Raw genomic sequence first — 13,879 nt, forward strand, 5'->3', positions numbered from 1 at the left:
CAAAGTCCTTGATTTGTATCGACTTTGTAACCTCGGGCGGGCTGCGACTGACACGGCGGGGTGCCTGTGCTAGAGTCCTCGCATTGATCGCCATGGCCTGTTTGCCATGGATACGCACGCATAAAAAAGGACCAAGATGGATACACCAGCCAAGCCGAATCAGCCCGCCACTCCACCACAGCGCAGCCGCCGCGCCAAAGTCGTGGGCAGCGTCATCGCGGTCGCCGCCATGGCGGGGTTGGGCGGCCTGGCGTGGTACCTGACACACCAGCCGCCGGGCACCGGCGCGCCCGGCGCACTAGGCGCGGGCGGTCCTCCCGGTCCTGGTGGCCCTGGTGGTCCGGGCGGCGCCGGCGGACGGCGTGGCGGCCCCGCCACCACGGTCGGCGTGGCGACTGCCGACAAGGCCGACATTCCGGTCACGCTGGAAGCACTGGGCACGGTGACAGCAGCAGCCACCACCACGGTGCGTCCGCAAGTGTCGGGCATTCTGCAGCAGGTGCTGTTCAAGGAAGGCCAGATGGTCAAGGCCGGCCAGGTGCTGGCGCAGATCGATCCGCGCCAGTTCGAAATGGCGCTGTTGCAGGCTTCCGGCCAACGCCAGCGTGACGAAGCGCAGCTGGAAAACGCCAAGCTGACGCTGAACCGCTATCGCACGCTGTTGGGCCAGGACTCCATCGCCCGCCAGGACGTGGACACGCAGGCGGCGCTGGTCAAGCAGCTGGAAGGCACCGTCATGACCGACCGCGCGCAGGAAGGCACGGCCAAGCTCAATCTCGGCTACACCAAGGTGATCGCGCCGATTACAGGCCGCGTGGGCTTGCGCGTGGTCGATATCGGTAACCTGGTCAGTTCCGGCGACGCCAACGGCCTTGCCGTGATTACCCAGCTGTCGCCCATCGATGTGGAATTCTCGATCCCGCAGGACAGCGTGCCGGGCGTGATGCAGGAAGTGAATGGCGGCGCGCAGTTGCCGGCCATCGCGCTGGACCGCACCCGCACTAATGCGCTGGACAACGGCAAATTCGCGGCCATGGACAACCAGGTCGACGTGCAGACCGGCACCGTGAAGGCCAAGGCGCGCTTCGCCAACGCCAAGTCGACGCTGTTCCCCAGCCAGTTCGTCAACGTGCGGCTGGAGCTGCGCACCATCAAGGATGCGGTCATGGTGCCGGTGACGGCGGTGCGCCACGGCGCCAGCGGCGATTTCGTCTATGTGCTCAAGGAGGACAAGACCGTCACCGTGCGCCCGGTCACGCGCGGCCAGGCCACGGTCGATAAAGTGCAGATCGCCAGCGGCCTGCAGGCGGGCGAGCAGGTCATCACGGAAGGCGGCGACCGCCTGAGGGAAGGCGCCAGGGTCACGCTGCCGGGGGCCGGCGGCAAGGGCAGGCACGATGGCGCCGCGGGCGGCGAACGTGCCGGCGGCGCGGGCGGCTGGAAGGGCAAGCGCGATGGCGCGCCGGGCGCTTCGGCTGCCGATGCAACCTCCGCTCCGGCGGAAGGCGAGCGTCGTCATCATCGCAAAGAACAGGGCGCGGCACAACAATGAGTCCATCGGCACCCTTCATCCAGCGGCCGGTAGCGACATCGCTGCTGATGCTGGCGATCGTCCTGGCAGGCATCGTCGGCTTCAAGTTCCTGCCGCTGTCCGCGCTGCCGCAGGTGGATTTCCCCACCATCCAGGTGCAGACGCTGTACCCCGGCGGCAGCCCCGAAGTGATGGGGCAGACCGTGACCGCGCCGCTGGAGCGCCAGTTCGGCCAGATGGCCGGCCTGCAGCGCATGAGCTCCACCAGCGCCGCCGGCGTCTCCATCATCACCTTGCAGTTCGGCCTGGGCCAGACGCTGGACGTGGCCGAGCAGGAAGTGCAGGCCGCCATCAACGCCGGCGCCTCGCTGCTGCCGACCGACCTGCCGGCGCCGCCGGTGTACGCCAAGGTCAACCCGGCCGACGCGCCGGTGCTGACGCTGGCCATCACCTCGGACACGATGCCGCTGACCGAGGTGCAGAACGTGGTCAACACCCGCCTGGCGCTGAAGATCAGCCAGGTGTCCGGCGTCGGCCTGGTCACGCTCAGCGGCGGCCAGCGGCCCGCCGTGCGCATCCAGGCGGACACCAACGCGCTGGCGTCCTACGGCCTGGGGCTGGACACGCTGCGCACCGCGATCACCGCCGCCAACGCCAACGGCGCCAAGGGCAGCTTCGACGGCCCCACCCGCGCCTACAGCATCAACGCCAACGACCAGCTGGTGACGGCCAAGGATTACAAGGACCTGATCCTGGCCTACAAGAACGGCGCCCCGGTGCGCCTGGCCGACGTCGCCACTGTCAAGGACAGCGCGGAAAACGTCGAACTGGGCGCGTGGTCCGGCAACCGTAAGGCCATCATCCTCAATGTGCAACGCCAGCCTGGCGCCAACGTCATCGCCACCGTGGACGCGATTAAGGCCCGCCTGCCGGAGCTGCAAGCCGGCCTGCCGGGCGCGATGAAGGTCGAGGTGCTGAGCGACCGCACCACCGGCATCCGCGCCTCGGTCGAACACGTGGAGATGGAGCTGCTGCTGGCCGTGGTGCTGGTGGTGCTGGTGATCTTCGCCTTCCTGCATAGCCTGCGCGCCACCGTGATCGCCAGCCTGTCGGTGCCGATCTCGTTGATCGGCACCTGCGGCGTGATGTATTTGCTTGGCTATAGCCTGAACAACCTGTCGCTGATGGCGCTCACCATCGCCACCGGCTTCGTGGTCGACGATGCGATCGTCATGATCGAGAATATCTCCCGCTATATCGAGGAAGGCGAAACGCCGATGGCCGCCGCGCTCAAGGGCGCCAAGCAGATCGGCTTCACCATCATCTCGCTGACGGTGTCGCTGATCGCCGTGCTGATCCCGCTGCTGTTCATGGGCGACGTGGTGGGCCGCCTGTTCCGCGAGTTCGCGATCTCGCTGGCGATTACCATTCTGATCTCCGCCGTGGTGTCGCTGACGCTGGTGCCGATGATGTCGGCGCGCTGGCTCAAGAGCCATGCCGAAGAGAAGCCGGGCCGCTTCGCCCGCCGCTTCCAGCAGTTCTTCGACTGGGTGATCAACCACTACGACCGCTCGCTGACCTGGGTGCTGGAGCACGCCGGCCTGACGCTGCTGGTCGCGCTGGGCACGATGGCGCTGACGGTGCTGCTGTACGTGGTGATACCGAAAGGCCTGTTCCCGACCCAGGACACCGGCCAGCTGCAAGCGCGCCTGGAAACCGGCAAGGCCGTCTCCTACGCCAAGATGGCGGACCTGCAGCAGCAGGCCGCACGCCTGATCCTGGAAGATCCGGACGTCGGCACGCTCAGCTCCGTGGTCGGCGTCGACGCCGCCAACAACACCATGCTCCACACCGGGAGCATGCTGATCAACCTGAAGCACCAGCGCACCGGCAGCCAGCAGGAGATCATGGACCGCCTGCGCCAGCGCGTATCGCAGATCCCCGGCCTGACGCTGTACCTGCAACCGACCCAGGACTTGACCATCGACGCCGAATCCGGCCCGACCCAGTTCCGCGTGTCCATCGAAGGCGCGGACAACGCCACCGTCAACCAGTGGGCCACCAAACTGGCGGAGCAGATGCGCACCAAGCACGAACTGCGCAACGTGGTGTCGGACGTCGGCGCCAGCGCCAACGCGGCCTACGTCAGCGTGGACCGCGACAGCGCCTCGCGCATGTCGATCACCGCCGCCTCCATCGATGACGCCTTGTACAGCGCCTTCGGCCAGCGCATCGTCTCGACCATCTTCACCGAGACCAACCAGTACCGCGTGATCCTGGAAGCGCGCCGCGACGACATCACCACCCCGGCCGACCTGGGCAACCTGCAGATCCGCACCGGCTCCGGCAAGGCCACGCCGCTGTCGGCGGTGGCCACCATCAGCGAACGCGCCGCGCCGCTGCAGGTGACGCACGTGGCGCAGTACCCGGCCACCACGCTGGGCTTCGACACGGCGCCAGGTGTTTCGCTGGGCACGGCGGTGGACAGCATCAAGCAGGCCGCCGCCGAGATCAAGTTCCCGGCCTCGGTCACGCTGACCTTCCTCGGCGCGTCCGGCGCCTATCAGAACTCGCTGTCGAATCAACTGTGGCTGATCCTGGCCGCTGTGATCTGCGTCTACATCGTGCTGGGCGTGCTGTATGAAAGCTATATCCACCCGCTGACGATTCTGTCGACGCTGCCGTCGGCCGGCGTCGGCGCCTTGCTGGCGCTGCTGGTCAGCGGCCAGGACCTGGGCGTGATCGGCATCATCGGCATCATCCTGCTGATCGGCATCGTCAAGAAGAACGCCATCATGATGATCGACTTCGCCATCGACGCGGAGCGGGAAGAGGGCAAGCCGCCGCGTGAGGCGATCCACCAGGCCGCGCTGCTGCGCTTCCGTCCGATTTTGATGACGACGCTGGCCGCGCTGTTCGCCGCCGTGCCGCTGATGCTGGGCTGGGGCGAGGGCGCCGAGCTGCGTCGTCCTCTGGGTCTGGCCATCTTCGGCGGCTTGATCGTCAGCCAGATGCTGACGCTGTTCACCACGCCGGTGATCTACCTGGGCTTCGACAGCCTGGCGCGCCGCTTCGGCCGCAAGGCGGCGCCACCGCCGGCTTCCATTGAAGGTGGTGCGCTGTGAACCTGTCGTCACCCTTCGTCAAGCGTCCGATCGCCACGGTCCTGTTGACGTGCGGCCTGGCGCTGGCCGGCATCGGCGCGTTCTTTGTGTTGCCGGTGGCGCCGCTGCCGCAGGTGGATTTCCCTGTCATCTCGGTCAACGCCAACCTGCCGGGCGCCAGTCCCGCGACCATGGCCACCAGCGTGTCCACGCCGCTGGAGCGCCACCTGGGCGTGATCGCCGGCGTCAACGAGATGACGTCGCAATCGAACCCCGGCTCCTCCAGCGTGACCTTGCAGTTCGACTTGAACCGCAACGTCGACTCGGTCGCGCGCGAAGTGCAGGCGGCGATCAATGCCAGCCGTGTCGACCTGCCGGCCACGCTGCGTAGCAATCCGACCTACCGCAAGGCCAACACCTCCGGCATCCCGGTGATGATCCTGGCGCTGACGTCGGAAACCCGCACGCCGGGCCAGATCTTCGACGCCGTTTCCAACACCGTGCTGCAACGCCTGTCGCAAGTGACCGGCGTGGGCGACGTGGAACTGGGCGGCAGCTCGCTGCCGGCGGTGCGCGTCGAATTGAATCCATATGCATTGAACCGCTACGGCCTGTCGGCGGAAGACGTGCGGGCGGCCATCCAGGCCACCAACGCCAACCGTCCGCGCGGCGCCTTGCAGGGCAACGGCCGCCGCCTGCAGATCTATTCCGTCTCGGCCAACGCCAGCGGCGGCCGCTCGGCAGCCGACTACCGCAACCTGGTGGTCGGCTGGCGCAACGACAGCGCGATCCGCCTGCAGGACGTGGCGCAGGTGATCGACGGCGTCGAGGACAACAACAACCTTGGCCTGTTCAACGGCAGGCCGGCGATCATCGTCATCCTGCGGTCGCAGGCCGGCGCCAACGTCATCGAAACCGTCAACAGCGTGCGCGCGCAACTGCCGCAGTTGCAGGCGCAGCTGCCGCCGGACGTGAAGATCGACGTCGCCAGCGACAGCACCAATTCGATCCGCTCGTCGCTGCGCGAGATCGAGATCACGCTGATCATCTCCATCCTGCTGGTGGTGCTGGTGGTGAGCGCCTTCCTGCGCAGCGTGCGCGCCACCATCGTACCGGCGGTGGCGACCATCGTCTCGCTGCTGGGCACCTTCGGCGCCATGTATATGCTGGGCTTCAGCCTGAACAACCTGTCGCTGATGGCGCTGACGGTGGCCACCGGCTTCGTCGTCGACGACGCCATCGTGGTGCTGGAAAATACCACCCGCCATATCGAGGCCGGCATGGACCGCTTCGAGGCGGCGCTGCTGGGCGCGCGCGAGGTGGGCTTCACCGTGCTGTCGATCAGCCTTTCGCTGATCGCCGTGTTCATTCCGCTGCTGTTCATGGGCGGCCAGTTCGGCGCGCTGTTCAAGGAGTTCGCCGTGACGTTGTCGGCGGCGGTGATGATCTCGCTGGTGATCTCGCTGACCACCACGCCGATGATGTGTGCCTGGCTGCTCAAGCCCGGCCAGGCGCACGGCGGGCCGCCGGGACGCATCGCCCGTTTCTTCGAGCGCGGCTTCGACTTTATCCACAAGGGCTACGAGCATAGCCTGGACTGGGCGCTGTCGAGCGTCTGGCTGGTGATGCTGAGCCTTGTGTTCGTGATCGGCCTGAACTTCTACCTGTTCGCGGCGATACCGAAGGGCGGTTTCCCGCAGCAGGACACGGGCCAGATCAACGGCGGCATCCGCGCCGACCAGAGCATCTCGTTCCAGGCCATGCAGGGCAAGCTGCGCCAGCTGGTCAACATCATCAAGGACGATCCCGACGTCGCCACGGTGGTCGGCTTTACCGGTGGCCGTCGCGCCGGCGGCGGCTTCATGTTCATCAACCTGAAGCCGGCCAACCAGCGCACCGTGGCCGGGCAGGCGGTGATCGCGCGCCTGCGTCCCAAGCTGGCCAGGGTGACCGGCGTGAGCCTGTTCCTGAGCCCCGTGCAGGACCTGCGGGCCGGCGGACGCCAGGCCAATTCGAACTACCAGTACACGCTGAAGAGCGACAACCAGGCCGATTTGAAGAAGTGGGCCAGCCGCCTTGCCGATGCGATGAAGAGCCAGAAAGCGCTGACCGACGTCGATACCGACCAGGCGGACAACGGCGTCGAAACCTTCGTCACCATCGACAAGAGCAGCGCCGCGCGCCTGGGCCTGTCGGCGCGCGACGTGGACAATGCCTTGTACGACAGCTTCGGCCAGCGCCAGGTCGCCACCATCTACGATGAGCTGAACCAGTATCACGTCATCATGGAGGTGCCGCGCGAGTACGCCAAAAGCCCGGCGGCGCTGAACGACGTGTATGTGCCGTCGAAGGGCCTGCCGGCGCCGAGCGCCAGCAATCCCAACGGCGCGCCGGTGGCGGTGACGGTGGCCCCGACTGGCGCAGGCAGCGCAGGCAGCACCAGCGCGGGTGCCAACAAGGGCGCGAGCGGCAGCACCGCCACAGCCAGTGCCACCCCGGCCAACGTGGCCGCGCCGGCGGTCAAGGATGCATCGTCCGGTTCCGCGCTGAGCACCAAGGCCACCACGATGGTGCCGCTGTCGACGCTGGCCAGCTTCGCAGAAAGCTCGGCGCCGACCTCGATCAACCACCAGGACGGCGAACTGGCGACCACCATCGCCTTCAACCTGCAACCGGGCACCAGTCTGTCCGACGCGGCGGAGCAGATCAAGGCCGCCGAAGCGGAAATCGGCATGCCGAACAATGTGCGCGGCAGCTTCCAGGGTTCGGCCAAGGCCGCGCAGGACAGCAACAAGTCGCTGCCGCTGCTGATCCTGGCCGCCATCGTGGTGATCTACATCGTGCTGGGCATCCTGTACGAGAGCCTGGTGCATCCGGTCACCGTGCTGACCACGCTGCCGTCGGCCGGCGTGGGCGCGGTGCTGGCGCTGCTGATCTTCAAGATGGAGTTCTCGACCATTTCGCTGATCGGCATCTTCCTCCTGATCGGCATCGTCAAGAAGAACGCCATCCTGATCATCGACTTCGCGCTGGAGGCGGAACGTTCGCGCGGCCTGACGCCGGTGCAGGCGGTGCGCGAGGCGTGCCTGCTGCGCTTCCGCCCGATCCTGATGACCACCCTGGCCGCCGCGCTGGGTGCGCTGCCGCTGGCGATCGGCTTTGGCGAAGGCTCCGAGCTGCGCCAGCCGCTGGGCGTGGCCATCATCGGCGGCCTGATCGCCAGCCAGGTATTGACGCTGCTGACCACACCGGTGGTCTACATCCTGATGGACAAGCTGCGCCGCCGCGGCCCGTCCGAACAACATTTAAGCCGCATCCACAGCGAAGCGCCGGGTACACCATGAACAAACACGCACCATCCTTCCGTTACTCCCTGATCGCCATCGCGGCCGTGCTGGCCAGCGGCTGCGCGGTCGGCCCGGCCTACCAGCTGCCGTCCACGCCGCAGCCGTCGGTCTACAAGGAAACCGCCAGCGACGCCGAGAAGGTGGCCGCCGGCTGGACCGCCGCCGCGCCGGCCGACACGCTGGAACGCGGCCCGTGGTGGCAGCTGTTCGGCGATCCGCTGCTGAACCAGATGGCCGACAGCATCGAAGTCTCGAACCAGAACGTGGCCGCCGCCGTCGCCAACTACGCGCAGGCGCGCGCGCTGGTCGAGCAGCAGCGCGCCGCGCTGTTCCCGTCGGCGACGCTGAACGGCAGCGCCAACCGCTCTGGCGGAGGCGGCAACACGCCGACCGGCAACCAGTACCGCGCCAACATCGGCGGCAGCTGGGAGCCGGACGTCTGGGGCAAGCTGCGCGCTGGCGCCAACAACGCCAAGGCCGGCATGCAGGCCAGCGCCGCCGAACTGGCCGCCGCGCGCCTGTCGGCGCAGGGCGAGCTGGCCACCAACTACTTCTCGCTGCGGCAGACCGACGCCCAGAAGGCGCTGCTGGACGCCACCACCGAAGGTTATGAGCGCGTGCTGCAGATCACGCAGAACCGTTTCAACGCCGGCATCGCCGCCAAGTCGGATCTGCTGCAAGCGCAAACCCAGCTGGCCAATGCCCGCATCGACCAGGTCACGCTGGTCCGCCAGCGCGCCACGCTGGAGCATGCGATCGCGGTCCTGCTGGGCAAGGCCGCCAGCGATTTCGCGCTGCCGCCGGCGCCGTGGAACGTGGTGGTGCCGGACGTGCCGGCCGGCGTGCCGTCGACGCTGTTGCAGCGGCGGCCGGACATCGCCGCCGCCGAGCGCCGCGTGGCCGCCGCCAATGAGCAGATCGGCGTGGCGCGCAGCGCCTACTTCCCCAGCCTGAACCTGACCGGCTCCTTCGGCTACGGCTCCAGCTCCACCGGCGGCTTGTTCAACGCCTCCAACAATCTGTGGTCGCTGGGCCTGTCGGCGGCGCAGACGCTGTTCGACGCCGGCGCCACCAGGGCCCGCGTCAGCGGCGCCGAGGCGCAGCGCGACGCCGCCATCGCCCAGTATCGCCAGACGGTGCTGAGCGCGTTTGCCGACGTCGAGAACCAGCTGGCCGCGACCCGCGCGCTGGCCCAGCAGCAGGACCTGCGCAAGCTCGCCTCCGAGGCGGCCGACCAGGTCGAGGCGCAGATGCTCAACCGCTACCGCGCCGGCCAGGTCGGCTACAGTGACGTGGTGACGGCGCAAAATACCGCGCTGTCCGCGCGCCGCGCGCTGGTACAGGCGCAGGCCGACCGCCAGACCACGGCGGTGGCGCTGATCCAGTCGCTCGGCGGCGGCTGGCATGCCGCGAGCGATTAGCTGTTGTCGCACAGGGGCGTTCGCTTGGTTTTTGGACTAGGTGTTTGTATAATCATCTGGCAAGATGTCAACAATTGCTACTTTTTCCAAGACGCCTGACCACGGTGCAGGGTTGTTCCGGCGGTCGCCAACCCACGATGACGAAACAAACCGCTCATGCAGCCGCTGTATCCGCTATCGATATTCCGAAGGCCGGGTCTGTGCCTGGCCTGGTGCCGGTGGTGGGGGTGGGCGCGTCCGCAGGCGGCCTTGATCCGATTTGCGAATTCCTGGTCAGCGTGCCGCCGGCCAGCGGCTTCGCCTATGTCATCGTCCAGCACCTCGACCCGACCCACAAGGCCATGCTGCCGGAGCTGCTGCAACGGGTCACGCGCATGCCGGTGCACGAGATCGAGGACGGCATGTTGGTCGAAGCCGGCCATGTGTACGTGATCCCGCCCGGCCACGACCTCGGTTTCGACGGCGACGCCTTTGCCGTGCTGCCGCCGTCCGGCCCGCGCGGCCACCACTTTCCCATCGATCGCTTCTTCCAGGCGCTGGCCGCGCGCGGCGGCGAACACGCGGCCGCCGTGGTCTGTTCCGGCATGGGCACCGACGGCACGCTGGGCCTGGGCGCGGTGCGCGAAGCCGGTGGCCTGACGCTGGCGCAGCTGCCCACCTCGGCGCGCTTCGATCCCATGCCGCTCAGCGCCATCGCCGCCGACGTGGTCGACGTCGTGGCGCTGCCGGGCGAGATGGCGGCGCACCTGATCGGCTGGTGGAACAACCAGGAACCCAGCCTGCCGGCCCAGGCGATGGCCCAGCGCGACGCGCTGCAGCAGCTGTTCCAGCTGCTGCTCAAGCAGACCGGCGCCAATTTTTCCGACTACAAGCTGAGCACTGTATTGCGCCGCATCGACCGCCGCATGAAGCTGCGCCAGTGCGTGACGCTGGCCGACTATGTCGCCTTCCTGCGCGATAATCCGGCCGAGATCGACCTGCTGTTCAAGGAGCTGCTGATCGGCGTGACCAGCTTCTTCCGCGACGCCAAGGTGTGGGACTACCTGATGACGACCACGCTGCCTCGGCTGCTGGCCGCGCATCCGGGCGGCGCCGCCTTCAAGGCCTGGGTGCCGGCCTGCTCGACCGGCGAGGAGGCGTATTCGCTGGCGATCGCCTTCAGCGAGGTGCTGGAACGGGAACGGCCCTCGGCGCGCTATACGCTGCAGATCTTCGCCACCGATCTCGACGACGACGCCATCGACCGCGCGCGCCAGGGGGTGTTCGGCGCCGGCATCGAGGCCGAGGTCCCGCCGCTGCTGCTGCAGCGTTACTTCATGCCGGCCGGGAAGGGCGGCTACCGCATCCGCAAGGACCTGCGCAACACCATCATCTTCGCGCGCCAGAACGTCATTTCCGACCCGCCGTTCACCAAGCTCGATATACTGTGCTGTCGCAACCTGCTGATCTATTTCACGGCCAAGCTGCAGGAGCAGCTGATCCCGCTGTTCCACTACGCGCTCAAGCCCGAAGGGCTGCTGATGCTGGGCAGCGCCGACACGCCCGGCCATTTCAACGAGCTGTTCGCGCCGATGTCCGGCACGGGCCGCATTTACCGCCGCCTGGATGCGTCCATCCATCGCGTCGCCAACTATTTCCCGACGCGCGTCAACAACGTCTCGGTCCCCACAGCCAATGAGCCGCATCCGCCATCCATGAACGGTAATCTTCAATCCCAGGTCGAGCAGCAGCTGCTCAAGAAGCACACGCCGGCCGCCGTGCTGCTCAATATTCACGGCGACATCCTGTACATCCACGGGCGCACCGGCGCCTATCTGGAGCCGGCCGCCGGCAAGGCCAACTGGAACATCCACGCGATGGCGCGCGAGGGCTTGCGGCACGAGCTGGCCGACCTGCTCAAGCGCGCGGCGCAGGGCGAGGGCGTGATCGCGGTGCGCGGCCTGATCCAGCGCGACGAGGCCGGCAAGCCGTCGCAGGCGCTGGACCTGACCGCCGAGGCCATGCCGGACAACGGCCCGCTGTCGGGCGCCGTCCTGCTGACGCTGGCCACCGTGCCGCTGCCGGTGGAAAAGCGCCGCGCGCGCTCCACCAATCCGTATGTGCTGGAACTGGAGCAGCAGCTGGCGCAGGCGCGGCTGGAGATCCAGGCGGTGCGCGACGAGATGCAGGCTTCGCGCGAGGAGCTCAAGTCGGCCAACGAGGAGCTGCAGTCCACCAACGAGGAGCTGCAATCGACCAACGAGGAGCTGACCACCTCCAAGGAAGAGATGCAGTCGCTGAACGAGGAGCTGTACACCGTCAACGCCGAGCTGCAATCCAAGCTCGACGACCTGTCGGTGGTGAACGGCGACATGAAGAATCTGCTCAACAGCACCGACATCGCCACCATCTTCCTCGACGGCGAGCTGCGCATCCGCCGCTTCACCGACCAGAGCAAGCAGATCTACAAGCTGATACCGAGCGATGTGCACCGGCCGCTGGGCGACATCGTCAACGATCTGCAGTACGCCGAACTGGAGGCCGATGCCCGCGAGGTGTTGCGCACGCTGGTGTTCCGCGAACGCCAGGTGCAGACCAACAGCGGCGGCTGGTACACGGTGCGCATCATGCCTTACCGGACCGTGAACAATGTGATCGACGGCGTCGTCGTCACCTTCATCAACATCACCGAATCGAAACTGCTGGAGTCCCAGCTGCGTTCGATGCAGAAGGAGTAGGGCCAGCATGAAAAAGAGCCAGCGTCCGGAACTCGATCCTGTGCAGCTGCGCCTGATCGCCGAGCTGACGGTGGCGGCGTTGCCGAAGGTCGGGCCACCGGCGGGCGACGCCGGCAGCGATGAACTGAGGCGCTGGCATGAACTCCAGGTCAGCCAGATCGAGCTGGATATGCAGAACATGGCCCTGGCCGAGTTGCAGATCGAGCGCGACCAGGCCGAGGCGGGACGCGACAGCTACGCCGCGCTGTACGACCAGGCACCGTCGGGCTACCTGTCGCTCGATGCCGACGGCTGCATCACACGCGCCAACCAGGCCGCCGCCGTGCTGCTGGCGCGGCCGCTGCCCGACCTGGCGGGCCGGCGCTTCGAGCAGTTCGTGGCGCCGCAGGCGCAGGCACTGTTGCGCGGCTTCCTGCTCGACCTGCTCGACAGCGGCGGGCGCGCGGTGCTGGAAGTACCGCTGTTCGCGCCCAACGCCGTGCACGGGCAGCGCCAGGTCCGCATCGAAGCCAATATGGATGCGGCGGGCCGCTCCTGCCGCATGATCCTGACCGATATCGGCACCGAGGATGTGCGCGAGGATGCGCGGCGGCGCGCCTTCCAGGTACTCGACAGCATCAACGAGGCGGTGCTGGTGTGCGATGCCGAGCAGCACATCGTCTTCGTCAATCCCGCGTTCACCACGCTGACCGGTTACGCGGTGGAGGAGGCGCTGGGCCGCAATCCGCGCTTCCTGGGCCGCCCCGGCGCACATCCGATCGGCTACCACGCCGAGGCGCTGCGTTGCCTGCGTACTTATGGCAAATGGCAGGGCGAGGTGTACAACCGGCGGCGCGAAGGCACACCGTACGTGGCCTCGATGTCGCTGACGGTGGTGCGCGACGATGATGGTTTGATCAGCCATTTCATTGGCGTGTTCTCCGACATCACGGCGCGCCAGAAGGCCGAGACGGCGTTGCTGAAGCTGTCGCGCGAGCTTGACGCGCGGGTGGCCGAGCGCACCGCCGAACTGACCGAGGCCAATCGCCAGCTGATGCTGGAAGTGGTGGAGCGCAAGCGCACCGAGGCGGCGCTGCACGAATCGCGCGAGCAGCTGCGCAAGCTGGCCGAGCATCTGGAGACGGTCAAGGAAAGCGAACGCACCCGTATCGCCCGTGACATCCACGACGAGCTGGGACAGAACCTGATGGCGCTGCGCATCGATATCTCCATGCTCGCCGCCCGCACCAGCGAGCGCCACGCGCGCCTGCACCAGCGCGTGGACGCGGTGCTGGAGAACGTCGACACCACCATCAGCAGCGTGCGCGGCATCATGAACGAGCTGCGGCCGGCGGTGCTGGACCTGGGCTTGCAGGCGGCGCTGGAGTGGCAGGTGGGCGAGTTCCGTAAGCGCAGCAGCCTGGCCTGCTCGCTGGCGCTGCCGGACCAAGCGGTGTTTGCCGCCATCGCGCCGGAGATGGAGATAGTGCTGTTCCGCAGTTTGCAGGAGGCGCTGAGCAATGTGCGGCGTCATGCGGGCGCCAGCCGGGTCGACGTGCAGCTGGCGCGGCGCGACGGCCGCCTGGTCTTCAGCATCAGCGACAACGGCGTCGGCATCGCGCCGCAGCACCGCTACAAGAGCCAGTCCTTCGGCTTGATCGGCATGGCGCAGCGCGTGGAATCGCTGGGCGGGCGGCTTGACATCGGCCAGTACGCGCCGGGACGCGGCTGCACGCTGACGATGGACTTCGAGCTGCCTGCCTGACTGCGCAGCGTCAGC

At 67.3% G+C, this 13,879-nt stretch carries 6 protein-coding genes; all 6 read left to right on the forward strand.

What is annotated here, in order from left to right:
• Positions 1 to 136: 136 nt before the first annotated feature.
• The 6 genes from ACEN9O_RS18540 (at position 137) to ACEN9O_RS18565 (ending at position 13,864) form a co-directional block, all read left to right on the forward strand.
• The gene (locus tag ACEN9O_RS18540) at positions 137 to 1,552 is read left to right on the forward strand and encodes an efflux RND transporter periplasmic adaptor subunit (protein ID WP_495613310.1); all 1,416 of its coding nucleotides are present in this window, start codon (positions 137 to 139) and stop codon (positions 1,550 to 1,552) included.
• Positions 1,549 to 4,656 (forward strand): efflux RND transporter permease subunit, encoded by a 3,108-nt coding sequence (locus ACEN9O_RS18545; protein WP_495613311.1) that lies wholly within the window; start codon positions 1,549 to 1,551, stop codon positions 4,654 to 4,656. The genes ACEN9O_RS18540 and ACEN9O_RS18545 overlap by 4 nt, the downstream gene beginning before the upstream one ends.
• A complete protein-coding gene (locus tag ACEN9O_RS18550; RefSeq protein WP_495613312.1) occupies positions 4,653 to 7,979 on the forward strand; it encodes an efflux RND transporter permease subunit in 3,327 nt (1,108 codons plus the stop codon). Before ACEN9O_RS18545 ends, ACEN9O_RS18550 begins: the two co-directional genes overlap by 4 nt.
• Entirely contained in the window at positions 7,976 to 9,403 is a 1,428-nt protein-coding gene (locus ACEN9O_RS18555) for an efflux transporter outer membrane subunit (RefSeq protein ID WP_495613313.1), read from the forward strand. The genes ACEN9O_RS18550 and ACEN9O_RS18555 overlap by 4 nt, the downstream gene beginning before the upstream one ends.
• A 137-nt stretch (positions 9,404 to 9,540) precedes the next feature.
• Positions 9,541 to 12,120: a chemotaxis protein CheB gene (locus tag ACEN9O_RS18560; protein WP_495613314.1), complete on the forward strand. Its 2,580-nt coding sequence runs from the start codon at positions 9,541 to 9,543 to the stop codon at positions 12,118 to 12,120.
• Between the two features lie 7 nt (positions 12,121 to 12,127).
• On the forward strand, positions 12,128 to 13,864 hold the full coding sequence (locus ACEN9O_RS18565) for a sensor histidine kinase (protein ID WP_495613315.1): 1,737 nt from the start codon (positions 12,128 to 12,130) through the stop codon (positions 13,862 to 13,864).
• Positions 13,865 to 13,879 lie beyond the last annotated feature (15 nt).

It is taken from the genome of Duganella sp. Dugasp78 (assembly GCF_059491455.1).